General features: G+C 70.7%; 24 protein-coding genes. 10 read left to right on the forward strand and 14 right to left on the reverse strand.

Features of this window, described 5'->3' with window-relative positions; all coding sequences use genetic code 11:
• Positions 1–37 precede the first annotated feature (37 nt).
• Both ACWGST_RS02865 and ACWGST_RS02870 read right to left on the reverse strand, forming a co-directional pair.
• The gene (locus ACWGST_RS02865) at positions 38–1,561 is read right to left on the reverse strand and encodes a multicopper oxidase family protein (RefSeq protein ID WP_452045131.1); all 1,524 of its coding nucleotides are present in this window, start codon (positions 1,559–1,561) and stop codon (positions 38–40) included.
• Positions 1,545–2,042 carry a hypothetical protein gene (locus ACWGST_RS02870; protein WP_452045132.1) on the reverse strand — a complete coding sequence of 166 codons (498 nt, stop codon included), beginning with the start codon at positions 2,040–2,042 and terminating at the stop codon, positions 1,545–1,547. The genes ACWGST_RS02865 and ACWGST_RS02870 overlap by 17 nt, the downstream gene beginning before the upstream one ends.
• A gap of 199 nt (positions 2,043–2,241) precedes the next feature.
• Between ACWGST_RS02870 and ACWGST_RS02875 the strand changes: the two genes are divergently transcribed.
• Complete coding sequence (locus ACWGST_RS02875) at positions 2,242–4,317, forward strand: ATP-binding protein (protein WP_452045133.1); 2,076 nt, start codon at positions 2,242–2,244, stop codon at positions 4,315–4,317.
• Positions 4,310–5,011: a response regulator transcription factor gene (locus ACWGST_RS02880; RefSeq protein ID WP_452045134.1), complete on the forward strand. Its 702-nt coding sequence runs from the start codon at positions 4,310–4,312 to the stop codon at positions 5,009–5,011. The genes ACWGST_RS02875 and ACWGST_RS02880 overlap by 8 nt, the downstream gene beginning before the upstream one ends.
• Before the next feature lie 60 nt (positions 5,012–5,071).
• Here the strand turns inward: ACWGST_RS02880 and ACWGST_RS02885 are convergent, their stop codons facing one another.
• Positions 5,072–6,379: a glycosyltransferase gene (locus ACWGST_RS02885; protein ID WP_452045135.1), complete on the reverse strand. Its 1,308-nt coding sequence runs from the start codon at positions 6,377–6,379 to the stop codon at positions 5,072–5,074.
• A gap of 144 nt (positions 6,380–6,523) precedes the next feature.
• Here ACWGST_RS02885 and ACWGST_RS02890 point away from each other — a divergent pair, with 144 nt between their 5' ends.
• The gene (locus ACWGST_RS02890; RefSeq protein ID WP_452045136.1) at positions 6,524–6,985 is read left to right on the forward strand and encodes a dehydrogenase; all 462 of its coding nucleotides are present in this window, start codon (positions 6,524–6,526) and stop codon (positions 6,983–6,985) included.
• Between the two features lie 55 nt (positions 6,986–7,040).
• Here ACWGST_RS02890 and ACWGST_RS02895 read toward each other — a convergent pair whose 3' ends face one another.
• On the reverse strand, positions 7,041–7,697 hold the full coding sequence (locus ACWGST_RS02895) for a CatA-like O-acetyltransferase (protein ID WP_452045137.1): 657 nt from the start codon (positions 7,695–7,697) through the stop codon (positions 7,041–7,043).
• A gap of 45 nt (positions 7,698–7,742) precedes the next feature.
• Here ACWGST_RS02895 and ACWGST_RS02900 point away from each other — a divergent pair, with 45 nt between their 5' ends.
• Complete coding sequence (locus ACWGST_RS02900) at positions 7,743–8,810, forward strand: winged helix DNA-binding domain-containing protein (protein WP_452045138.1); 1,068 nt, start codon at positions 7,743–7,745, stop codon at positions 8,808–8,810.
• Positions 8,811–8,925: 115 nt separating this feature from the next.
• On the opposite strand, the gene ACWGST_RS02905 is transcribed toward ACWGST_RS02900, so the two are convergent.
• Entirely contained in the window at positions 8,926–11,280 is a 2,355-nt protein-coding gene (locus ACWGST_RS02905) for a beta-N-acetylglucosaminidase domain-containing protein (protein ID WP_452045139.1), read from the reverse strand.
• A gap of 175 nt (positions 11,281–11,455) precedes the next feature.
• Here ACWGST_RS02905 and ACWGST_RS02910 point away from each other — a divergent pair, with 175 nt between their 5' ends.
• Positions 11,456–12,676, forward strand: a complete 1,221-nt coding sequence (locus ACWGST_RS02910; RefSeq protein ID WP_452045140.1) for an ROK family transcriptional regulator — start codon at positions 11,456–11,458, stop codon at positions 12,674–12,676.
• Here the strand turns inward: ACWGST_RS02910 and ACWGST_RS02915 are convergent.
• Complete coding sequence (locus ACWGST_RS02915) at positions 12,660–13,838, reverse strand: low temperature requirement protein A (RefSeq protein WP_452045141.1); 1,179 nt, start codon at positions 13,836–13,838, stop codon at positions 12,660–12,662. The genes ACWGST_RS02910 and ACWGST_RS02915 overlap by 17 nt on opposite strands.
• A gap of 128 nt (positions 13,839–13,966) precedes the next feature.
• Between ACWGST_RS02915 and ACWGST_RS02920 the strand changes: the two genes are divergently transcribed.
• On the forward strand, positions 13,967–14,317 hold the full coding sequence (locus tag ACWGST_RS02920; protein WP_452045142.1) for a metallopeptidase family protein: 351 nt from the start codon (positions 13,967–13,969) through the stop codon (positions 14,315–14,317).
• Positions 14,318–14,504: 187 nt separating this feature from the next.
• Here the strand turns inward: ACWGST_RS02920 and ACWGST_RS02925 are convergent, their stop codons facing one another.
• The 4 genes from ACWGST_RS02925 to ACWGST_RS02940 all read right to left on the reverse strand — a co-directional run bounded on the left by ACWGST_RS02925 (position 14,505) and on the right by ACWGST_RS02940 (position 17,465).
• Positions 14,505–15,077 carry a dienelactone hydrolase family protein gene (locus tag ACWGST_RS02925; protein WP_452045143.1) on the reverse strand — a complete coding sequence of 191 codons (573 nt, stop codon included), beginning with the start codon at positions 15,075–15,077 and terminating at the stop codon, positions 14,505–14,507.
• Between the two features lie 101 nt (positions 15,078–15,178).
• Positions 15,179–16,420: an RNA polymerase sigma factor gene (locus tag ACWGST_RS02930; RefSeq protein ID WP_452045144.1), complete on the reverse strand. Its 1,242-nt coding sequence runs from the start codon at positions 16,418–16,420 to the stop codon at positions 15,179–15,181.
• Positions 16,417–16,746 carry a YciI family protein gene (locus ACWGST_RS02935; protein WP_452045145.1) on the reverse strand — a complete coding sequence of 110 codons (330 nt, stop codon included), beginning with the start codon at positions 16,744–16,746 and terminating at the stop codon, positions 16,417–16,419. The genes ACWGST_RS02930 and ACWGST_RS02935 overlap by 4 nt, the downstream gene beginning before the upstream one ends.
• An 80-nt stretch (positions 16,747–16,826) precedes the next feature.
• Positions 16,827–17,465, reverse strand: a complete 639-nt coding sequence (locus ACWGST_RS02940; RefSeq protein WP_452045146.1) for a dihydrofolate reductase family protein — start codon at positions 17,463–17,465, stop codon at positions 16,827–16,829.
• Between the two features lie 214 nt (positions 17,466–17,679).
• On the opposite strand from ACWGST_RS02940, the gene ACWGST_RS02945 reads away from it, so the two are divergent.
• Positions 17,680–18,474, forward strand: a complete 795-nt coding sequence (locus ACWGST_RS02945; protein ID WP_452045147.1) for a bestrophin-like domain — start codon at positions 17,680–17,682, stop codon at positions 18,472–18,474.
• 61 nt (positions 18,475–18,535) lie between these two features.
• Here the strand turns inward: ACWGST_RS02945 and ACWGST_RS02950 are convergent, their stop codons facing one another.
• Positions 18,536–18,931, reverse strand: a complete 396-nt coding sequence (locus ACWGST_RS02950; protein ID WP_452045148.1) for a hypothetical protein — start codon at positions 18,929–18,931, stop codon at positions 18,536–18,538.
• A 165-nt stretch (positions 18,932–19,096) separates the two neighbouring features.
• Between ACWGST_RS02950 and ACWGST_RS02955 the strand changes: the two genes are divergently transcribed.
• The gene (locus ACWGST_RS02955; RefSeq protein ID WP_452045149.1) at positions 19,097–19,555 is read left to right on the forward strand and encodes a nitroreductase/quinone reductase family protein; all 459 of its coding nucleotides are present in this window, start codon (positions 19,097–19,099) and stop codon (positions 19,553–19,555) included.
• Positions 19,556–19,619: 64 nt separating this feature from the next.
• On the opposite strand, the gene ACWGST_RS02960 is transcribed toward ACWGST_RS02955, so the two are convergent.
• The gene (locus tag ACWGST_RS02960; RefSeq protein WP_452045150.1) at positions 19,620–20,210 is read right to left on the reverse strand and encodes a hypothetical protein; all 591 of its coding nucleotides are present in this window, start codon (positions 20,208–20,210) and stop codon (positions 19,620–19,622) included.
• A gap of 73 nt (positions 20,211–20,283) precedes the next feature.
• Positions 20,284–21,237 (reverse strand): EamA family transporter, encoded by a 954-nt coding sequence (locus ACWGST_RS02965; RefSeq protein WP_452045151.1) that lies wholly within the window; start codon positions 21,235–21,237, stop codon positions 20,284–20,286.
• A gap of 73 nt (positions 21,238–21,310) precedes the next feature.
• Here ACWGST_RS02965 and ACWGST_RS02970 point away from each other — a divergent pair, with 73 nt between their 5' ends.
• Positions 21,311–22,252, forward strand: coding sequence for a LysR family transcriptional regulator (locus ACWGST_RS02970; RefSeq protein ID WP_452045152.1), 942 nt, complete (start codon positions 21,311–21,313; stop codon positions 22,250–22,252).
• A gap of 31 nt (positions 22,253–22,283) precedes the next feature.
• Here the strand turns inward: ACWGST_RS02970 and ACWGST_RS02975 are convergent, their stop codons facing one another.
• Entirely contained in the window at positions 22,284–22,850 is a 567-nt protein-coding gene (locus ACWGST_RS02975) for an XRE family transcriptional regulator (RefSeq protein ID WP_452045153.1), read from the reverse strand.
• A gap of 67 nt (positions 22,851–22,917) precedes the next feature.
• Between ACWGST_RS02975 and ACWGST_RS02980 the strand changes: the two genes are divergently transcribed.
• The gene (locus tag ACWGST_RS02980; protein WP_452045154.1) at positions 22,918–23,859 is read left to right on the forward strand and encodes an NAD(P)/FAD-dependent oxidoreductase; all 942 of its coding nucleotides are present in this window, start codon (positions 22,918–22,920) and stop codon (positions 23,857–23,859) included.
• Positions 23,860–23,874: the final 15 nt, after the last annotated feature.

Genomic DNA, 23,874 nt, shown 5'->3' on the forward strand with positions numbered 1-23,874 from the left:
CCGGTGCCGCGCAAGGGGTCGACGAGTTCGCCGCGGGTCACTCCGGCCGGTTGCCCGCGTCGCCGTTGATCGTGAACGGCGTCGTGACGCCCTCGTACATGACGTGCGCGACGAGTCCGTCGACCGCGTGGGGGAGCGTGTGGCAGTGGTCGCTCCAGATGCCCGGGTTGTCGGCGACGAACGCGACGTCGTACGACTCGCCGGGGTGCACGTCGAGCGAGTCGACGACCCACGGGCTGCCCGACGCTGCGACGTCGTCGCGTGAGAGCACGACGACGTGATGGCCGTGCAGGTGCATGGGGTGCACGTCGCCCGAGTCGTTGCGCAGGTGCATCACGACGACGTCGCCCTCAGTCACCGCGAACATCGGAACGTCGGGGAACATGCGCCCGTTGATCGTCCAGAAGTTGCCCGGGCGGCCGTCGATGATGCCGAAGCGGCGGGCGATGACGTAGTCGTACGAGCGGTCGGGATCCGATGCATCGAACGAGAGCGGCATCGGGGCGCCGTAGGCGAGCAGGTCGAGCGTCGTCGAGGGCTGGCGCGGGTCGGGCGGTACGGATGCCGCGGGGTCGCCGATCACGATGCTGCGGGCACCGCCGACCCGGAGCCGTACGGCTGCGCCCTCGGCAGGCGCCTGCACTGCGACATCCGCTCGCCCGCCGGCGGGGATGAGCACGCGGCGACCCTCGACGTCCGTCGGCCGGTTCACCTCGTGGCCGTCGATCGCGACGACGCGGAACGGCGTCGCCGACCAGACGGCCGCCGTGCCCTGATCGGTGTTGATCACGCGAACCCGCACGATCGAGCCGGGCGCTGCCGCCACTCGCGCATCCTCGACCCGGCCGTTGAGGGTGTGCTGGCCGCCGTAGACGTGCAGCAGCGCGGTGAACTCCGTCGCCGCGACGGCCTCCGATGATCCGGACGGCGCCGCAGGGTCGATCACGATCGCGCCGAGCAGTCCGCGTTCGACCTGCACATGCGACACCTGATGCGAGTGGTACCAGTACGTGCCGGCATCCGTCGCCTCGAACCGGTAGGTGTGGCGGCCGCCGACCGGCACGGCGTCCTGCGTGATGCCGGCGACGCCGTCGGCCGCGTTCGGCACGTCGATGCCGTGCCAGTGCAGTGTGGCGCCGTCGGCCACCGACTCGTTGACGAACTCGACCTCGACGAGGTCGCCCTGCCGGGCGCGGATCTCGGGCCCGGGCGACATGCCGTTCACGGTATATCCCTCGATCGACCGGCCGCCCGGCACTTCCACGGTTCCGGCACGGGCGACGAGTTCGACGTGCACGTCGGCCGGGCGGTCGGGATCGGCGGCGAGCGAGGTCACGCTCACCGCTTCCGCCGTACTGCCCCCAGCGGATGCCTCGGCCCCGCCCGAACCGCTTCCCGCGTGCCCGGCGTGGCCGCCCTCGCTGCCGGCGTCGCCGCCCATCGTCATGACCGAGTACTCCCCGAGCAGCGTGGAGCTCCAGGCCAGCGCACCGGCGCCGATCGCGGCCGTGACCGCGACGCCGACGACGGCGCACCGGAAGAGCTCACGCCGAGACGGCATTCGAGGTCGCCTCCTCGGTGTCGGCGGTGCCGGCGGCGGCGTCGCGGTCGACAGATGCCGGCGGCATCCGGCGCACCCGCATCGCCGCGACGGCCGCGGCCGCCACGATGGCGAGGGCGTTCGCGCCGTGGATGAGCCCGAGGTACGGCATGTCGGTCAGCGAGAATCCGAGCACGACCTGCAGTACGAGGAGGCCGAGCACGATCGCCGCCCAGAGGCGCGCGCCCCTCGCGCGAACGAAGAACGAAACGATCAGCAGCGCGATCGCCACGAGCGGAAGTGTCAGGCCGCCGATCGCGTGGATCCAGAAGCCGAGCTCGCCGGTGCCGCCGGCCCCGCCGCTCTCGACCAGCGCCTTGTCGATGACGTCGCCGTTCGACACGCGGTTGAGCACGCCGCCGAACGCGAACGCGATGGCCGCCGCCTGCACGACGACGCCGGCGGCGATCGCCCAGGCCAGTCCCGAGTAGAAGCTGCGCATGATATGCCTCCCTGTTCGTGCGGGCCGTCGGACGCGGCATCCGCTCGTCACCCACGTTGTCGGTGCTGCAGCGCCGCCGGAACGCGGGTGACCCGACACCGCATGGCGGCCTGCTGCACAGCGGGTCGGGGTCTGCTGCTAAGGGGAGGTCGAGGCGGACCCTCTCCCGCGAACGGCCCGACAGGAGGACGATGGAATCGTGGTCCGCAGGTGGGTGTGCCTGGCGACGCTCGGCCCGATCGGGGTCGCGGCGCTGGTGTACATCGTCGTGGTCGTCGGGTTCATCGATGCCGACGCCGACGAGGCCCTCGTATGGCCGCTGCTCGGCGGCCTGCCGATGTTCGTGTTCGGCATGTGGCTGCTCACGGTGTCGGCGTCGCGCACCGCCGTGCTCATCGCCCTCGCTTCGACCGCGATGCTCGTCGGCTCGGCCTACGAGACGTTCGTGCATCGCAACATCGAGATCATGGCCGAGCCGTGGTTTCCGCTCTTCAACCTGATCGGATTGACGGCCGACGGGGTCGCGACGTCGGCGTTCCTCATCGTGTTCGCCACGTTCCCCGACGGGGTGCCCGAGCGGCGCTGGCAGCGCATCGCGGTCGCATTCCTCTGGGCGCCGGTGTTCGTCGGCCCGCTCACGCTGCTCACCACACCGCACGTGGTGATGTCGCAGTACATCGGCATCAGCGGCGACGCGATTCCCAACCCCTACGCGGTGCCCTGGCTCGAGGGGGCAGCACCCGGCGTGCACTACCTCGTGCAGCAGGCGTGGCCGGCGGTCGCCCTCGGTCTCTGGGTGCTCGCATCCCGAGCGATCTTCGGCGAGCCGGCCGTGCGTGCGCGCACGCGCGTCATGGCGATCACCGTCGGCGCCGCCCTGGTGGCGTTCGTGCTGTTGACGTTCCTGCCGGGGGCCTGGATCTCCCAGCTCCTCGTCTACGTCGGGCTCATCGCCCTCCCGATCGCCGCGATCCACGGCATCCTTCGTTATGGTGCGTTCGACATCGCACCGGGTGATCGCGGGCGCCTCGTGGCACGCTCGTCGAACCTGTTGATCACCGTCGTCTACGCGGCGGGTGTCGCGACCCCCGCGGTCCTGCTCGCCGGTCGGCTGCAGGTCGTGCCGGCGGTGCTCATCACGACGTTGCTCGCAGTCGGCCTGCTGCCGCTGCGCGCGTGGATGCAGCGGCGCATCCGTTTGGCCGTATTCGGCGACCGGGAGCGTCAGCTGACCATGCTCCGCGAGCTCGGCGCGCAGCTCGAGCGCGCGGGCGAGCCGCGTGAACTGCTCAACCGGCTCGCCGAGGCCGTGCGCGAGGGGCTCGACGCCTCGTGGGTGCGCATCCGCGTCGCCTCGATGGATGGCGCGCTCGCCGCGGTGCCCATGGGGGTCGCCGGCGACGCGGCCGGCGAGTCCGCACCCGTCGAGTCGTGCGATCTGCTGCACGGCGATGTGGCGCTCGGGCGCATCGAGCTCGGGGCCCGGCACCACGGCGAGTACACCGACGCTGAGCGCACGTTGCTGCGCACCGTCGCAGGGCAGGCCGCGGCATCCGTCGCCAACGTGCTGCTGACCGCGCAGCTCGCCGAGCAACTCGACGAGCTGACCGCCTCGCGCGAACGCCTCGTCGCCGTGCAGGACGACGAGCGCCGGCGCCTCGAGCGCGACCTGCACGACGGCATCCAGCAGGACGTCGTGGCCCAGATCGCCGGGCTGCGTCTCGCCCGCAATCGGCTCCAGCGCGGCGAGCTCACCGCGGCGGAACTCGAGGAGCTGCAGGACCAGGCCCGCATGACCCTCACCGACCTGCGTGAGCTGGCCCGGGGGATCCACCCGCCCGTGCTGAGCGACAACGGGCTCGTCGCCGCCGTCGAATCGGGCGTGGCGCGGTTCCCCATCCCGCTCACGGTCGCGGCGAGCGAGCGGGTGCGGGCCGAGCGATTCGCCGACGAGGTCGAGACGACCGCCTACTACGTGGTGCGCGAGGCGCTCGCGAACACTGCGAAGCACGCGAACGCGACGCACGCATCGGTCGGGCTCGCGCGCAGCGACGGGCGCCTCCGCATCGCGATCAGCGACGACGGCTGCGGCATCGACCCGGCCGCCTCGGGCTCGCACGGCGGACTCGCGAACATCCGCGACCGGGTGGCGGCGCTCCGGGGCACGGTGCGCGTCTCGCCGAACGACCCGTCGGGCACGGTCGTGCTCGTGGAGCTGCCGCTCGACGGCGCCGGCCCCGCGGCATCCGCTCGTGAGGAGGCGCCGGTTGGCTGACCCGGGAGTGCTGCGCGTCGTGATCGCCGAAGACAACTACCTCGTGCGCGAGGGAGTGCGGCGCCTGCTCGAGGACTCGGGCGAGGTCGATGTCGTCGCCTCGGTCGGCAACGGCACCGAACTGCTCGACGCGGTGCGCCGGCTCGCGCCGCACGCGGTGCTCACCGACATCCGCATGCCGCCCGGCCACCACATGGAGGGCATCGAGGCCGCGCACGCCATTCGCGCTTCGTCGCCGTCGACGGGCGTGGTCGTGCTCTCGCAGCACGCCGACGAGAGTTACGCCCTCGCGCTCTTCGCCGACGGCTCGGCGGGCCTCGGCTATCTGCTGAAAGATCGCATCGGCGACCTCGAAGACCTCGTGCACGCGCTGCACGAGGTGCGGGTCGGCGGGTCGGTGATCGACCCGCAGATCGTCGACACGCTCGTGCGACGCCGAAGTGCGGCGGGGGCGTCGAGCCCCCTCGCGACGCTCTCGCCGCGAGAGCTCGAGGTACTCCGCGAGATGGCCGCGGGCAAGACGAACGCGGGCATCGAGCAGGCGCTCTTCCTGTCGACCTCCACGGTCGAGAAGCACGTGAACGCGATCTTCACGAAGCTGCGGCTGCCCGAGACGGGCGTGCACCGGCGGGTCGCGGCGGTGCTGGCGTTCCTGAAGGACGACACCGGCGACGCGGCAGCAGGCGGGCGCTGAGCGGCGCGCACTGGTGGTGCGCACTGGGTGGCGCGCACTGAAGGGCTCGGGAGACCCGCACTACCCGCGCGTCTCGTCTCGCACGAGGGCGGCACCCTCGAGTTCATCGAGCAGCGCGGTGCCCGCGGCATCTTGAACCACCACTCGACCCAGCCGCGCCGCAGCCTGCCGGTAGCGGTCGTCGCCGAGCACCTCGGCGACCGCCCGCGCGATCCTCCGCGACGACGATCGACGCGAGATCGCGACCCCGGCCCCGCGCTCAGTCACGCGCACGGCGTTGTCGGCCTGGTCGCGGCCGTGGTGCAGGATCACGAGCGGCAGCCCCGCGGCGAGCGTCTTGATGACGGTGCCGTGGCCGCCGTGGGTCACGACGAGGCTCGCGTGCTGCATGACGAGGCGATGCGGGGCGGATGCCACCACGCTCACGTTGACGGGCGCGCGGAGAGCACTCGGCTCGACGGCCGGCCCGGTCGTCACGACCCCGCGTACCGGAAGGGTGCCGAGCGCGTCCGTGATGCGCTGCAGGCACTCCACGTGGTTCTGGAACGTCGACGACATCGCGACGAGCACGAGCGGGTCGTCGCCGGCGGGAGGGGTCCAGGATGTCTCGGCGGCCCAGCTCGGGTCGTCGAGGATCGGCCCGACGTAGCGGGCATTGGCGGGCAGCTCGGCGGGGAAGTCGAACGCCGCGGAGGTGAGCACGAGCTGCCGGCGCGCATCCTGCATCTGATTCCACATGGTCGCGACCGGTTCGAGTCCGTAGTCGGTGCGCACGGTGTTGAGCTGAGCGAGCGCGAAGTGGTCGAAGAGTCGACGGCCCGCCGCCCCGAACGCCCGGTCGCGCAGCGCCCCCATCGAACCGTGCCCGGGTTTCAGCCCGACGCCGAACGGCGGCATGCCCTTCGCGGGCAGCGCGTAGGTGTTCGGGATGAGCAGGTCGAACGGCACGCCGCGCGACGCTGCCGCGATCATGGCGCCGACGGCGAATGACGAGACCACGACGAGGTCGGGCCGGAGCTCGCCGATCGCCTTGGCGGTGTCGGCGGCCTGCACGGGGGCGGGGCCGGTGATCATGTGCTCGGCCATCCCACGGGCGATGCCCGGCGGGGTGCGGATCGCCCAGTCGTCGAACGGTGGCGTCACGCGCCCCGTCGTCGGTCGGAACGTCGCGCCGGCCGAGAGCGTCGCCTCCTCGAGCGGATCGTCGGCGAGCACGGTGACGCGGTGGTCGCGGTCGACGAGCCGACGTGCGACGCCGACCTCGGGAGGGACCGTGCCGCCGGCGTCGGTGAGCACGAAGAGGTAGCTGCGACGGGCATTGGGCGCGGCGCTGCCGTGCCCACCCGCCGATGATCCGTGATCGCTCATGCGCCGCACGCTAGCCCCGCCAGGGCTTCGCGGCATCCGTGCTGGTGCTGAGCCGGGCGTGCGGGTCGCACTCGTCGGCGATCGGCTCGTCGGCGATCGGCGTGGGAATGCGAGAATGGAGGGCGACGCACAAAGGGGCACGGCATGAGTGAGCAGAGCACAGATCAGACGACGGATGCCGCGGGGCCCGCGTCGTCGCACGGCCCGGGTCACCACGCCCTCGGCTGCCCCGAATGCTTCGAGGAGCTGCAGCGCAATCAGGACTGGTGGAAGGCGCGGCCCGAGGGGGCCCGGCTCGTCGGCCTCGTCGTCGCGCGCGACGACATGCCCTCGGTCGTCGAACAGCGAAACGACCTCGCCGACTTCGGCGTCGCGATCCTCGACTTCAAGCATCCAGCGGCGGAGGCGCCCGAAACGTGGGAGCAGCGGCTCGCCCGTCTGTTCGACACGTTGCGCGCCGGCGACGTGCTGGTCGTGGCGAACGAGCGAGCACTCGGCCGTGACCGCGACGAGGTCACTCGTACGATCCGCACCCTCGCCCGGCACAACCTCGTGGTGAAGGTGCTGAGCCACGGTGCACCGCACCTGGAGGATGCGCGCGCCTGAGCTGCCCTTCTCGCGCTACGCCGAGCACCATGTGATCGACGCTACACCCCGGATGTCACGCGCCCACCCAGCTCGTCTCGGCCATGAGCTGCTCGAGATCGCCCAACAGGCGAGCCGTGTGGAACCCGTCGGCGGCCGCGTGGTGGATCTGCACGGCGACCGGCAGCAGGGTGCGGCCGTCGCGGTCGACGTACCTGCCGAGCGTGAAGATCGGCAGCAGGTGACTCGTGCCGCCGTCGATCTGCAGCGTGAACCCGGTGAAGCTCGCCCACGGCAGGCTCGACACGTCGAACACGTTCGGCGGCAGCTCACCCTGCGGGAACATCGTGGTCGCGCTCGCCGACGCGGCGAGCAGTGCGGCGGCACGCTCGTGGAAGCGGTCGAAGTCGGGGTCGTACGGCGCCCAGACCGCCGCGAACGTCTCGCGCTCGGAATTGATCACCGTGAATGCGGGGTGCACGACGGGCCAGCTCGCCGGCTCCCCGGCGTCGGTCACCGCCATGCGGAACTCGCGATACCGGTTCACCACCGTGGCGATCGCCCAGATCTGCGCGATGTAGGTCTTGCGCGACGACGCGCGCAGTGCCGCGACGAATGCCGTCACGTCGAGCTCGACGGTGATGGCGTAGGTGCAGGGAACGCGGTCGCGGTAGTGCGCGAAGGTCTCGCGCCGCGGCCAGGTGGCGAGGTCGATCAGGTCAGGGCTGGTCATTCCTCGATCGTCGCAGGTTCGGTTCGCGCCGCATACGCTGCAATGGTGATCACCGATCGAGACCTCGCCCGGTGGCGGCTGCACTCGCAGCTGCTCGCTTCGCCCGCTGCGACCGCCGAAGCGGTCGTGCGCACCCTCACCGCCGTGCAGGCCGAGAACGCGTCGCAGTCGGCGTGGGCCGTCGCGACGCGCACCTCGTCGCCGCGGCAGGGGGATCTGGCCGCCGCGCTCGCCGAGGGGCGCGTGCTCCGCATCCACGTGCTGCGTTCGACGTGGCACTACGTGCACGCCGACGACGCGCTCTGGCTGCAGGAGCTCACCGCCCCGAGGGTCATACCGATCTTCGAGCAGCAACTGCAGCCGATCGCGGATCGCGTGGCGTCGATCGGCGACACGATCGAGGCGATGCTCGCCGAGACGCCCGACCGCACCCGCGGCGACATCGCCGATGCCCTGGCAGAACGGGGCGAGCAGCTCACGGGCCAGCAGCTCATGCTGCTGCTCGGCCTGCTCGAGGTGCGGAGTCTCGTGTGCAGCGGCGTGCCGCGCGACGGCGAGCACACCTATGCGCGTTTCGTCGATCGCGTGCCCGACCCGAGACGTCTCGACCGCGACGAGGCGCTCGCCGAACTCGCCCTGCGGTACTTCACCTCGCACGGCCCGGCCACCGATCGAGACCTCGCCTATTGGGCGACGCTCACCGTGACCGACGTGCGTCGCGGCATCGCCGCGGCCGGCGATCGGCTCGACTCGTTCGAGCACGACGGCCGCACGTTCTGGCACCGGCCGGGCGCAGCCCCGGCGTCGGCGGCACCCGCGGGCCACCTGCTGCAGGTGCTCGACGAGATGTACCGCGGCTACCAGGACTCGCGCTGGGTGCTCGACGCCGACGGCGTGGTGCCGCGGGTGCGAGAGAGCGCGGTCGGCATGGCGCTCGTCGACGCCCAGCTCGTTGCGGGCATGAAGCGCACGATGACGGCGAAGGCGGTCACGTTCGCCGTGCATCCGCACCGCACGCTGTCGAAGCGAGAGGTCGCGGCGATTCAGGATGCCGCGGCACGCTACGGCGAGTTCCTCGGGCTCGAGGCGCGGGTTCGCCTCGGCGGTGAGTGACGGCCGACCGTCGACGCGAGGCGGTCATGACGGACGCGAGGGTGCCCTCCCGCTCGGTGCGAGCGGGAGGGCACCAGTGTCGTTCGCTCGGTGATCAGCGATCAGCGAGTGGTGATCAGCGAGCGGCGTAGATGCCGAGCTCGTAGATCGAGTACCCCCACGTGGTCTTGCGGTCGATGCCCTGCATGCGCACGTACTGCACCGGCTCGTCCTCGGGGAAGGTGTAGAGGTCGAACGCGCACGTCGAGTCGTCGACGGTGCGGATCGTCTTCCACGTCACGCCGTCGTTCGAGGTCTGCAGTTCGTAGGCGTTCGCGCACGCCGACTCCCAGCTGAGCGTGATGCCGCGCACGACGGTGGGCTCGGCGAGCTTCACCTGCACCCACGAGTCGTCGTTGTAGCCCGAGGCCCAGCGCGTCGACGCGTTGCCGTCGTTGACGTTCTTGGCGCCGAACTGCGGCACCTCGGTGCTCGAGGCGGTCGCCGTGCCGGCCGGTGCGACGTTCTCGACGTCACCCGCGTCCCACATGGCGAGCGTGAACCCGAGGCGGCCCTGGAACACGTCGAGCACGCCGTCGGCGATCTTCACCTTGGCCTTGCCCCACGCGTTGTCGACGGGGTCGACGACGACGGCAGAGGCCTGGGCCGCGGTGGCCTTGGCCGAGGCGGCGAGGGCATCGGATGCCTCGGTGTCGCCGTCGATGCGGGCCTGCACCGCGTCGAGCAGCTCGACGGTCGACTGACCCCAGAGGGCGGTCGCGTCGAGCCACGGGCTCGCGTCCGACACGAAGGCCGGGTCGGTCGGGCCCGTGCGGATCGCCTCGGGAGCGTCGGCGATCGACTGCGCGTAGCCGCGGAGTCCGGTGACGGCCGCGGCCCGGTCGCCGGCATCCCAGCTCGCCCAGAACGCCGTGATCTGCGCGTTCAGTTCGGGCGACTGCGGCTGCCACGGCGCACCGAAGCTCGGCGCGAGGTGGTTGAGGTCGGCGAAGACACGCAGCGCAGCGGTCGTCGCGGCATCCTCGTTCGCAATGTATCGAAGCGCCTGCGACCAGTTGTGCCCGGCGTCGTACGCCTCGTCGTTCCAGGTGAAGTCGGCGACGCCGAAGATCGCGATCTTGCTGGCCGCGGCCTGGTTCATCGGGTTCGAGACGATGCCGGCGAGGTACTCGCCGAGGCCGGCCTCGCGCTTGTCGTACGGCGCGAGCAGCAGGCGACCGGCGGTGTTGCCGTAGTCGTTGACCGGGTAGTTGTCCCAGAGGAAGGTCGGGCCGCCGAAGACCGTCGCGGCCTTCTTCGCCTGCTCGACGGTGACCGACTGCGGAACGACGCCCTCGCCGGTCCACATCACGACGACGTCCTCGTCCATGGTGCGCAGCGCGGTCTTGTAGCCCGAGTCGGCCGTGTTCGAGTACTCCGTCGGCACCATCTGCAGCGGGTACGCGCCGTCGTGCGTCTCGATGAACTCCTTCTGCACGCGGTCGAGGAATGCGGCCTGCGCGACACCGGCGGTGCGTGCGCTCGGCGCGCCGAACGTCGTGCGGTCGCCGTCGCAGTGCCAACGGCCGTAGTCGATGTCGTCGAGCGGGATGTTGAACGCGCGCACCCCGAGGTCGTACATCTGCTGCAGCTTGGCGGTGAGGGCCTGGTAGTCGCCGTCGCTCGAGTAGCAGACCGTGTTGCCGGGCGAGAGGGCGAACGTGAAGCGCACGTGGTTCGCCGTCGCCGTCGTCACGAGTTCGCCGAGGTCGCCGAGCTGGTCGGCGGGGTAGGGCTCCCGCCAGCGGTCACGGTGGTACGGGTCGTCTTTCGGCGCGTAGATGTAGGTGTTGGCCTTGACGTCGCCGTAGAACTCGAGCTGGTCGAGTCGCTCGGCGTGCGACCACGGTTCGCCGTAGAAGCCCTCGATCGTGCCGCGCAGCGGCATCGAGGGGGAGTCGCTGATCGAGGCGCCCGCGATGCGGTAGCCGTCGTCTTTCGGCACGAACAGCTGGTCGAGGGTCTTGACCGCGTAGTACTGCCCGGCGGCGTCGACGCCGCCGAGCGCGACGGTGCCGAGCGGCCCGGCGGAGGCGTCGGCGAGGAGCGCGTAGCCCTCTGCGTGCTGCGGCGCCTCGGTGTCGCCGAGCGCGGCATCGATGTCGGCACGCGACGCGGCGCCGAGCTTGATCGTGAGCGGCGCGGTGCCGCTCGCCTTCGCGCGTTCGTCGATGCGGTCGACGCCGTGCGCGCTCAGGCTCTCGCGCAGTTCGGCGAGCGCCGCGGCATCCGTGGCGTCATCGACGACGACCTCGACGCGACCCGGCACGTTGAGGTCGCCGCCGGCGCGGGTGAACGACTGCGGTGTCGGGCTCACGGTCGGCAGCTCGCCGGTCGGCGGTGCTGCGGCGGCCGATATGGGCACGAGCACCCCGGCCAGGGCGACGGCGGTGACACCCACCGTGGCCAACGTCTTGCGAATGGACTGCATCATTGCCTCCAACTGGTTCTTGGTCTTCCGAGATACGACTCAGTGGTACTTTGTTGACTTAGTAAACTAAGTAACTCGAACCTAGGTGCACACAAGTCCGGGCGTCAAGGGGCAAGATGTCTTCGTGCAGGCGGAGTATCCGAGTCGGCCCGGCACGATCGAGGAGACGATGAGCGTGAGTAGCGCGAGCACCACCGACGGCCCGCCGCGCGAGTCCGCAGCAACGCGCAAGCACGAGCTGCTGCACCGATTCGCGCGCACGGGCCCGATCGACGCGCAAGCGGCGATCCGCCGCGGCCACCTGCTCACCGCTCTCGGTCTGATCGCCCGCGAGCCCGCCCCCGTCACGCGGGCGGTCATCGCGCGACGCACCGGACTCACCTCGGCCACGGCGTCGTCGCTCGTCGCCGAACTGATCGAGCTGGGCCTCGTCGCCGAGACCGGCCCGGCCGAGAGCACCGGCGGCAAGCGCGCGACGCGCCTCGAGGTCGCGGGCGACGCCTACCTCATCCTGGTCGCGGTCGTGCGCACGCGAGCCGTCGACACCGCGCTCATCGACCTCGCGGGGCGCACGGTCGTCAGCCGTCGACTCGAGGTGCCGGGCGGTATGCAGGTCTCGGTCGTCATCGACGCGATCCGCGAGCTCGCCGACGGTCTCGAACCGCGTATCCTCGGCGCCTGCGTGCAGGTGCCCGGCGTCACGGCCGACGGCGTCGTCGTCGACAGCGTGCAGCTCGGCTGGTATGGCGTACCGCTCGCCGGGCTGATGGAGGCTGCGATCGGCGCACCCACGGCCGTCGTGAACGACGTCGACGCCGAGGCGCTCACCGAGGCCGTCGACGCCGAAGACGGCGCGATCCGTCTCGTGCTCCACCTCGGCGAGGGCGTCGGCGCCGCCGTCACGAACGGCGCGACGCTCATGACGGGCGCGACCGGTCGGGCCGGCGAGATCGGCCATGTGCGGGTCGTCTTCGAGGGCGAACGCACGACCTGCCGGTGCGGCCTGTCGGGATGCCTCGAATCGGCCACCTCGATGAGCGCGATGCTCGGCGACGCGTACACCGACGAGCTCGACGAGCACGACACGAGCCTGCTCGCGTCGACGCCCGAGGCCCGTGAGCGCATGGGCTTCGGGGCGCGAGCGCTCTCACGCGCCCTGCGCATCATCGCGGCGATGATCGACCCGCAAGAGATCGTGATCGCCGGCGCGGCCCCGTCGCTCGGCCCTCACTTCCTCGGCACGCTGCGCGACGAGTACGAGATGTACCCCGCGAAGGGCACGGCTTCGGTGCCGATCCGCTACGGCCGCCCCGAGCTCAGCCGCTACCTCGGGCCCGCGCGGTTCGCGCTCGCGCCGGTGCTCGGCGACGCGCTGCCGCTCACCGCGGTGCGCTGACGCGCCGTTTGCGCCGGTTGCCGATCTCGGAGGTCGCGACGATGACCACGAGCACGAGAAGCGCGCCGGCGATCGCGAGCGCGGCATCGAGCACGGATGCCGCGAATCCGAGCGCGATCGTCAGCAGCAGCGCCGGGATCGCCCAGCCGAGCACGGCGCGCAGCGGCCGGCCGAAGCGCAGCGAGATGATCGCGTTCGTGGCGTAGAAGACGGCGATGCCCCCGCTGAGCGCGACGACCGATGCCTGGGGCAGCGGGTCGCCGGGGTGCTGGATCGCGCCGTCGAGCGCGCCCGAGATCGCCGTCACGCCGACCACGATGAGGAACGGCAGAAAGGCGACGGTGTCCCGGATCGCCCGGTAGTCGCCCGCCTCGCGAAGCTCGTCGAGCCCGACGCGCATCGCGTCGGTGCCGTACATGAAGAACGACCAGGCGAGCAGTGAAATCACGCCGAGGCCGAGTGCCGCCACGAACCCGGCGGCGGCGTTCCAGCTCTTGTCGAGGGCGCCGACGGTCGAGAGCACCGATTCGCCGAGCACGATGACCACGAGCAGCCCGAACCGCTCCGAGAGGTGCTCGGTATTCATGCGCGGCAGCACCCGGGCCGCCCAACTGCTCGTCGAGGTGACGAGGAGCGTGACCTCGACGACGATGATGACGCCCCACAGCACGAAGATCCACGGGCTCGGCAGCCAGATCGAGGCGAACCAGAGCACCGCCGTGACGCCGTTGTACACGAGCAGACGGACGCGCGGCGCCGTGCCGGCGCCCCACGACTGCGCGATCCAGAGGCCGAGCAGCACGAGCCGCAGCGCGGCATTGCCCGCGGCGAACAACCACGCCCGCTCGCCGGTCGCCTCGGGCGCTGCGACGGCGATGGCCCCGACCGCGAACATCGCGGCGAGCATCACGAGCGCGAGCTGGCGCCGGCTGAGCGACGGCATGATGTTCACCGTGAACGTCAGGTTGACCCACGACCACCACACCGAGGCGAACAGCGCGGTGAACAGCACGAGGCCCGCGATCGAGGGATGCGCGTGCAGCGGATGGGCGAGCTGGCCGACGAGCGCCACGAAGATGAGGTCGAAGAACAGTTCCATCCAGTGGGCACGCGAGGGGTCGCGGTCGGTCGCCATGAGACCGGTGGATGCCTCGGCGCTCACGACGGCCCGCCCTGCAGGTGTCGCTCGCGCCCGGCCACGAACACACGCTACGCCCGACGGGCGAGCCGCGCCACGCGGCATCCATCGTCTCTCGGCAGGCGCACAATGGGGCGGCGCACAATGGGGACATGGTCGAAATCTCAGACGACGACTTCGAGCGCCTGGTCGGCGAGGTGTTCGACGCGTTGCCCGATGACATGGTCAGGGGGCTCGAGAACGTCGCGATCCTCGTGGCGAACCAGCCGCCCGGGGAGCGGCCGCGACTGTTCGGCCTCTACAGCGGGCGCCCGCTGAAGACGCGCGGGTTCTACGGCTACGGCGAGCTGCCCGACCGCATCACCCTGTTCAAGAACAACATGGCCGAGCACAGTGTCGATCTCGAGTCGCTGCGTGCGCGCGTGCGCATCACGCTCGTGCACGAGATCGGGCACTACTTCGGGCTCGACGACAAGCGGCTCGGCGAGTTGGGGTGGGCGTAGGCACCGGGTCGCGCTGAGGCGACGCCCCCGCGATCGAGAAGAACCCGATCCCCGATGGAGGCATCCGCTCGCTGCCGCCGGGAAGTGCGTACAGGATGAGACGCCGGCGACTTGCTCACAGAGGGCCGGCTTTCGTCTCATCCTGCATCTGGTTCGTCGCGGGGCACGTCTCGACCCCACGGCCGCGTCAGACGCGCGCGAGCAATTCCAGCACGCGCTGCGTGAGCAGCGCGGCCGCGGCCGTGTCGTAGCTCGGCAGGCTCGAGTCGGCGAAGTAGTGCTGGTCGCTCGGGTAGAGGAAGAGCTCGGCGTCATCGGCCGTTGCGACGAGTTCGCGGGCAGCATCGACGTCGCCCTCGTCCATGAAGATCGGGTCGGCATCGGCTCCGTGGATCTGCACCGGGACACCGGCCGGCCACGCTCCGAACTCCGAGACGGGCAGGCACGAGTAGAAGAACAGCGCCCCGCGCGCACCCGGGCGGGTCTGGGCGAGCTTCTGTGCGGGCACGACGCCGAGCGAGAAGCCCGCATAGACGAGTTCATTCGGCAGTACATCTGCGGCGCGCTCGCCGCGCGCCATGATCTCGTCCCAGCCGACCTCGCGGGCATAGGCGACGCCCTCGTCGATCGAGCCGAAGGTGCGCCCGTCGAACAGATCGGGCGTGTGCACGACATGACCCGCGTCGCGCAACTCGTTCGCGAAGGCGTACAGCCCTTCGGTGGGGCCGAGCGCGTGGTGGAAGAGCAGTACCTCTGACATCGTCACTCCGTTCATCGAATGCTGGTGGTTCAGCCGAGAAGCTACTCGCCACCTCTGACGTCGGCTCGAATTCCAGCGATCTGCTCGGTGCTCGAATGCACTTACGGGTCGAGTTCGTCGCGGCGACGCGCGAGGAAGGCGGTCTCGGCGGTGTTGCCGGCGAGGGCGATCGCCCGGTCGTACGCCGCGCGGGACTCGGCGAAGCGCTGCTGTCTGCGAAGGAGTTCGGCGCGAGCGGCGTGGAAGGCGTGGTAGCCGTCGAGCACGTCGGCGAGACGATCGAAGATCGGCCACGCGGCATCCGGCCCCTCGAGTTCTGCGACCGCGATGGCGCGATTGAGGGCGACGATCGGCGAGGGGTCGAGGCGCAGCAGCTGGTCGTAGAGTTCGACGATCTGCGACCAGTCGGAGTCGCGCGCGTCTCGCGCGTCGGTGTGCACGGCATTGATGGCGGCGAGCAGCTGGTAGCGACCGGGCGCGATTCCGGATGCCAGGCGCTCACGCACGAGCCGGTGGCCCTCGTCGATCAGCGCTCGACTCCACGTCGCGCGGGTCTGCTCGCCGAGGGGCACGAGCTCGCCATCGGCCGAGACCCGGGCGGGGCGGCGGGCCTCGGTGAGCAGCATCAGCGCGAGCAGTCCGGCCACCTCGCCGTCGTCGGGCAGCAGTGAACGGATGAGCCGCGTCAGCCGGATCGCCTCGGCGGTCAGCTCTGCGCGCACCGGGTCGGTGTCGGCGCCGGTCGCGAGGTAGCCCTCGTTGAACACGAGATACAGCACGGCGAGCACGCCGGTCACGCGCGCCGGCAGATCGTGCGCCGACGGCACGCGATACGGGATGCCGGCTGCCGCGATCTTGCCCTTCGCACGCGTGATGCGCTGCCACATCGCGGCTTCGCGCACGAGGAACGCTCGGGCGATCTCGGGCACCGTCAGTCCGCCGACGAGGCGCAGTGTCAGCGCCACCCGCGCCTCCATCGCGAGGGCCGGATGGCAGCAGACGAAGACGAGCCTGAGGCGGTCGTCGTTGATCACTCCGAGCGGCTCGGGCCCCGCGTCATCCGTCAGCATCAGTGCCTCTCGGTGCAGTTCGCCGCGCCTTGCCTCGCGGCGGATCCTGTCGATCGCCTTGCGGTTCGCGGTCGTGGTGAGCCACCCGCCGGGGTTGGGCGGCACGCCGTCGGCCGGCCATCGTTCGACGGCGATCGCGAAGGCCTCGGCCGCCGCCTCCTCGGCGAGGTCGAGGTCGCCGAAGCGCTTCGCGAGCGAGGCGACCACCCGTGCCCACTCCTCGTGGTGCGCTCGGGTGAGTGCGGCGCGCGCGGGCTCGGCGGCAGTGCTCACTCGAACAGCATCGGTCGCACCTCGAGGCGCCGGTTGCACGCCTTCGAGCCGTCGGCCATGAGCGAGAGCGCGACGTCGAGGTCGGGGGCGTCGATGATCCAGAAGCCCGCCATGTGCTCTTTCGACTCGATGAAGGGGCCGTCGCTGAAGACCGGCTGCTCGCCCCGGCCGTCGATCACGGTCGAGGCGCTCGGCGCCGCGAGACCGGCTGCGAACACCCAGTGCCCGCCGGCGCGCAATCGGTCGTTGAAGTCGTCGATCGCGAGCGCCTCCTCGGCGGTGCCCGAGTTGGTCGTGCTGTCGATCACGGAAACCAGGTATTGCATCTCACACCTCCACGTGGGGTTCAGGGACATTCTCGCGCGAGCCGCCGGCTGCAGCGCCGGTCGGGGCGCCGCCGGGGCGCCTACGCATACTGCGGCCGGCCGACGGGCCGAAAGGTCTGCGCTTGGATCCCCTTCGGGAAGGTGCGCGACTCCACCAGTTCGAGTGCGAAGTCTCTTCCGTTCTCGGGGAACAACCGCGTGCCCGCACCGACGATCACGGGGCACACGATCAGCGTCATCTCGTCGACGAGCTCGCGTTCGAGCAACCAGCGGATGAGCTGACCGCTGCCGTGCACCTGCAGCTCGCCGCCCGGCGCGGCCTTCAGTTCGCGCACGGCGGCCTCGAGGTCGCCGGCCTCGCCGCCGGCCTCGCCGCCGGTCTCCCGCGCGCCGGGGAGCACGGTCGTGCCCGCCCACTGCGGGTCGGTGATCGTGTTCGACGCGACGAACTTCGGGCGCGAGTTCAGCGAACTCACGAACGGGTTGTCGAAATCGTCTTGCACCCCCCAGTAGCCCGCGAAGAGCTCGTAGGTGCGGCGGCCGAAGAGAAACGCGTCGGCGCGCAGGTAGAAGTCGCCGATGTAGGCGAGCGACTCCTCATCCCCGAGCGGCAGCGCCCAGCCGCCGCGGTCGAACCCGGGGTCGAGTTCGGCGTTGTTGCCGCCGTTGGCCTGCATCACGCCGTCGACGGTGATCTGGGTGTTGGTGACCAGTTTCATGATCGTGTCCTCTCGAGCCGACCCTCATCGGCCCGGTCGCGCCGACCCTCGTGGTCAGCCTCTCACCATTGCCACGAACGGTGCCGTCTCGATTCGACATCGATCGTGAAGTCGGATCGCGGATTGGGGATGGCGGGCGACCGCGTGCCTTCCGTAGGCTGAGCGACACCGACGGGCGAAGCCGCCCGTCTCGCGCCGGGGTGGGGGAGCGCGCATGGTCGACTGGTTCTACAGCACGAGCATCCTGATCACGCTGCCACTGTTCGTGGGCGGATTCGTCGCGGCCTCCTGCCTGATCGTCATCGCACTCCGTCCGGTCGTGAACCGGCTCGTCACCGACACGAAGGAGTGGGACCACGCCCTCGGGCACGTCATCGGCACGTTCGGCGTGTTCTTCGGAATCCTGCTCGCGCTCGTCGCGGTCTCGGTCTATGAGAACTTCGCCTCCACCCGCCAGGCGACGATCGAGGAGGCGGGTCTGGTCGGCGCGCTCTATCGGGCGTCCAGCGGGCTGCCCGACGAGCACGGCGACGAGATGCAGCAAGTACTCGACGCATACATGCACTCGGTCATCGAGGTCGACTTCCCCGAGCAGGCGATGGGGAATCTCCCCCAGGCGAGCGACGTGCAGGTCGACGACCTCCAGCGGCTCCTGCACACCGTCGAGGCCGAAACCCGTGGTGATCAGGCCGAGTTCGAGCAGGCGCTCGCCATCTTCGACGATTTCATCGAGGCGCGCCGGGCGCGGATCGACGCCACCGCGCTCGCCCTGCCGCCCCTCTTCTGGGTGGTGATCTGGGTGGGCGCCGCCGTCAACGCGGTGCTCATCGCGTTCATCCACGTGACGAACCGGCGCCTTCACCTGCTCATGGCGGGCCTGCTCGCGGTGTTCATCGGCCTCGTCATCTTCGTCACGGCAGACACGGATCGCCCGTTCGCCGGCGCGATCTCGATCGGCCCGGGCGCCTACGAGCGAGTGCTCGAGCAGATCATCGACGCGCGACCATAGCGCGCCGCGCCGCGCCGCGCCGGCGCCGCACTGCGGCGCCACGCCACGCCGCGCCGCGCCGCTACATCATCGACTGCAGCAGCTGCGTCGCCCGCTGGTTGTCGCTCGTCGCGAGCACGACGCGGTTTCTGGAGGCGACGTAGACAAGCGAGATGTTGATGCCCGCGTCGGCCAGCGCGCGCGCCATGCCGCCGAACACGCCCGGCGTGTCGAGGTCGGGGTCGGGCAGCGCCGGGCTGACGATGACGTCGGTCACGGCGTCGACCGAGATGCCCGCACGCTCGAGCGCCGCCGTGGCGCCCGCGACATCGTCGATGAGCAGGTGGACGGCGCCCCGGCCGCCCTCCATGATCGCGCAGAGGCCCTCGATGTTGACGCCCGCATTGCCGAGCGCCTCGCCGAGTCGAGCCCCCTCGCCGGGCTGGTCTTCGAGGGTGACCAAGAGATCTTTCGCCATGTGGCACCTCCTTCACGGATGTCTCAGGTCTACGCCCGTGCGCGCGGCGCGTCAACGCTCACGAGTGCAGAGGACCCGCCGGGATTCGGGACGTGGGTGCTGGTTCGCGGGCGCCTGTTCGCGGGATGATTGAGGTACGCATCGCACCTCAGGGAGGCGAACGTCATGGCATTCGACACGGCGAACGGAACCCGCGGAGCACGCCAGCCCGGACGCAACCGTATCGAACGGTGGGCGAACCTGCGAATGGCTCAGCGGCTGCGTCGCAAGGGCGATCGGAGCGGCAACAAGCTGGTGCTCGTGACGATCGGAAAGAAGACCGGTCAAGAGCGGATGACCCCGGTGCGATGGTTCGCAGGCGATGGGGGAACTCGACTGATCGCCGCCTCGGCGAACGGCGCCCCCCGCAACCCGGCCTGGTACTACAACGTCGCGGCCCATCCCGACCGGGTGCGCATCGAATACGCCGGCAGACGCATCGAGGTCACGGCGGAGCAGCTGCACGGTGCCGATCGCGATGCGGCCTGGCAGAAGATCACGACCCTGGCGCCGGGCTTCGCGCGGTACGAGCGCATCACCGATCGCGAGATCCCGGTGATCCGGTTGACCCCGCGCCGGGGCTGAGCCGCGGCACTTTCAGTGAGCGTCGACCGTCGAGCGGCCCGTCCGTGCCGGTGCCGCGCCGCCCTCAGGCCGGATCGATGCGCAGCACCGTGGCCGACTCTCCGACGGTGAGGTCGTCGACGACGCGGAGGCCGCGTGCGAGTTCGTCGACGGCTCCGATGACGGTGCCGAACCGTTCGCGATCGCTGCATACGGCGGTCACGCTCACGACGTGCGTGCCGAGATCCCAGGTGTAGGTGGCGAACGGCGGGCGACCGCCCTCGGGCAACGGCATCGCGAGCTTCTCGCCGACGCCGAGGTAGTTGCCGCGGAACTCTTCGGTGTCGTCGTACTCGATCGGCATCGATGCCCGCGCCATCCGCAGCTGGGGCGTCGCCTCCTGCACCTGTGCCATCACGACGAGCAGCTCGGGCTCCGCCTTCCAGACCCACACGAGCACCCGCCCCGCCGCCTTGCGCATCAGGAACGGAACCGCCTGACTCATCGCCCAGGCGCTGAAGCCACTGCCGGCGCCCGACGGCGCGGCGCCCGGCCCTCGAACCTGAGCGAGCAGCATCCTGATCGCCGCCTTGCGATGGCGGCGGCCGCGGAACCCGAGGGAGTCCGTGATCGGCACCCACTTGGAGAGGTCGGGTTCGGCATGAAGTCGGGGCACGCTTCCAGCCTACGAGGGGCCGGATGTCGCGGACGCCTCGAACGCGACCGTCGACAGAGTGGATGCCGCCGGCTCACGCCGCCCCGCCGTTCGTCAGCGCTCGCTCCGAAGTGTTGCCCGATCCGCCGGCACCGCCGCCGCTCCTCGACCTCACGCCCTGACGCACCGGCGCATTCGCGACGAGCACACCGGCGACGAGCACCACGCCACCGACGGTCTCCCACGCGTTCGGCACCTGGCCGAGCAGCAGAGCCGCGGACGCCATCGCAACCACGGGCGCGAGCAGCACCCACGGCACCACCGATGCCGAGCGGTTTCGCGCGAGCAGCGCGTTGAAGATCGCGTAGCCGACGAGGGTGCAGAGGCCGGCCGTGTAGAGCGTGGAGATGATCGGCCGCCAGCCGAACACCGCGATACCGGCGGCGATGGCGTCGGGCCCCTCGATGAGCGCCGACAGGCCGAGTGCCGGCAGCGGCACGACGAGCGACGACCACACCGTCAGAGACAGTGCGCCGAAGCGCTTCGCCGGCGCGACCGGGCCGGCCCGGCGCGAGACGACGTTGCCGATCGCCCATGAGAGTGCGGCCAGCAGGCACAGCGCGACCGCGAGTGCCGGTGCGTCGCCGCCGCGGCCGAACGCCACGACGCCGAGCCCGACGGTGCCGATCAGCACGCCGATCGTCTGCATGCGGTTCGGGCGTTCGCGGAGCGCGAGTGCCGCCACCACGACGGTCAGCACGACCTGGGCCTGCAGCAGCAGGGCCGCGATGCCGGGCTGCAGCCCGAGGGCCATCGAGGTGTACAGCAGGCCGAACTGGCCGAGGCACATGAACAGCCCGACCCCGACGACGGTCTTCCAGCTCGCGAGCGGGCGCGGCACGACGAGCGCCGCGAGCGCCACGACGCCGAAGCGCACGGCGACGAAGAACAGCGGCGGGATGCCGGTCATGCCCCAGTCGATCACGACGAAGTTGAAGCCCCACACGGTCGCCACTGCGGCGGCCAGGAGCATGTCTCGTCTCGTCACGAGATCTACTCTCGCCCGAGGCATCCGGAATCACCAGCGACCATTTCTGCGCTTGATTCGGTAGCATCGCTGCATGATCGATCTCGAAGCCGTGGTCGCGCTGCGATCGGTGGCCACGAACGGAAGCGTCGCGGCGGCGGCCGCCGCGCTCGGCTTCACTCCGTCGGCGGTGTCGCAGCAGATCAAGCGGCTCGAGCGCGGCACTCGCGTCGCGCTGCTCGAGCGGGCGGGGCGCGGTGTCGTGCTGACGGATGCCGGGCGGCAGCTCGTCACCTCGTCGGCGACGGTGCTCGCCGACCTCGAGCGCATCGAGGCAGACCTGCACCTCGCAGGCGGCAGCACCGGCACGTGTGGCGCCGAGCGCCGGGTCACCGGCGAGGTGCGCATCGGTGCCTTCTCGACCGCGGTGCGCGGCATCCTCACCGAGGTGCTCCCGCGCCTGCGCGCCGAGCATCCCGAGCTGCGAGTGCCGCTCCGCGAGAGCGAACCGTGGGAGACCATCGCGCTCGTCGCATCGGGGCAGCGCGACCTCGGCATCGTGCATCGATGGGGAGGGGTGGCCCTCGCGATGCCCGAGCACCTCGTCGAGACGCCGCTGTTCACCGATGTCGCCGACGTCATCCTGCGGCGGGATCACCCGCTCGCGCTCGCCGGGGCCGTCGAACTGACGCCCGTCGACCTCGCCGGAGAAGAGTGGATCGCGACGTTCGACTCGACGATCTGCCGGCAGTGGCTGCGACGGCTGTTCGACGGCGTCTCGAATGCGCCGCGCATCGTGCACGAGTCGATGGAGTTCGAGAACCACCTCGAGCTCGTGCGCGCGGGCCTCGGGGTCGCGCTCGTGCCGCGCATGGGGCGGCCGCCGATGCATCCCGATCTCGTGGCGATCCCGACCGTGCGCCCCGCGTCGACGCGTGGGGTCTCGGCGGTGCATCGGCGGAGTCAGGCCGACTCGCCGGCCCTGCAGGCAGTGCTCGACGCGATCCGCGAGGTTTCAGTCGGCCGCGCCATCTGACATCTTGTTCGGGTGATCGCGCCTGTCGTGGTCACACGGAGGCCCGGGTGTGGACCCGGGCGCCCTGCGCGTTGAAGAGGCAGAGCACCTCGAGCACGTCGGGGCCGGGATTGCCGAACCCGTGCGGCACGCGGGTGTCGAACTCGGCGGCCTCGCCCGCCTCCATGATGAGGTCGTCGTCGGCGAGGAGCAGCCGCATCCGCCCTGAGATCACGTAGATCCAGTCCCAGCCGGGGTGCACGTACTGGGGGATGGGCTTCTCGGGCGCCGGTGGATGCACCTGCTTGAACGCCTCCCATGAACCCGAGCCGCCCGAGAGCGGCACCGTCACGACGCCGTTCTTCAGCCGCGGCCGCGGGTGAATGCGGGGATCGCCGAGTGCCGGCGCGCCGACGAGGTCGTCGAGCGGCAGGCGGTACAGCCGCGCGAGCGGCATGAGCAGGTCGAGCTGCGCACGCCGAGAACCCGATTCGAGCCGCGACAGTGTGCTCGTCGAAATGCCGCTGGCTTCGCTGACGGCCCGAAGGGTCAGGCCGCGGGACTCGCGAATCGCGCGCAGCCGTTCGCCGATGCCGGCCAGTTCGTCGCGTTGCTCCATGTGCCCCTCGTTGCTGATGCGGCAACAAGTATTGCCGTTCGGAGCGCAGAGCGCCAGCATGAGGCGCATGGTCGCCAGTGCACAGGAACAAACGGATCTCACCGATGTCGTGATCGTCGGCGGTGGCCCGGCCGGCCTCAGCGCCGCGCTCTCACTCGGTCGCGCGCGTCGACGCGTCACGGTCATCGACTCCGGCGAGCCCAGGAACCGGACGGCAGCGCACATGCACGGGGTGCTCGGCCACGATGGGATGTCGCCGCTCGAGCTGCTCGAGCGCGGGCGTGCCGAGGCCGCCGGATACGGAGTGCGAATCCTCCACGACGAGGTCGAGTCCGCGCGCGTCGATGGGGCCGTCATCGAGGTCGACACCGCACACGGCACGCTGCGAACGCGCCGGCTCCTGGTCGCCACCGGCCTCGAGGACGTGCTGCCCGATATCCCCGGATTCCGCGAGCAATGGGGGCGAGGCGTCGTCGTCTGCCCGTACTGCGACGGATGGGAGCACCGTGACGACGTCATCGGCGTCGTGGCGACTTCGCCGCGCAGCATCGGGCAGGCCCAGTTGCTTCGCCAGTGGTCGGATCACGTCGTGTACTTCGAGAACGTCGTCGGCGAAGCATCCGTCACCGAAATCGACCACCTCGTCCGCCGTGGCATCCGGGTCGAATCCGGTGTCGTCGACTCGCTTCGCATCGAAGCGGATCGCGTGACCGGTGTCGAGGTCGACGGGCGCATCGTCGACGTGGGAGTGGTCTTCACCGGGCCGACGATGCGCCCGCGTGACGCGCTGCTGCGCTCGCTCGGGGCGTCGACGACCGAGGGCGACCTCGGCGTCTGGGTCGAGATCGACGACGACGGGCGCACCTCGGTGCCCGGGGTGTGGGCGGTCGGCAACGTCGTGAACGTGCGCGCCAACGTCTCGGTCTCGCTGGGGCTCGGGTCGCTCGTGGCCGGTGCGCTGAACGCCGACCTCGTCGCCGCCGACGTCGCCGCTGCGCCCGCGGTGTGACCTCGAACTCTTCCG

Source organism: Agromyces sp. NPDC055520, assembly GCF_053619715.1.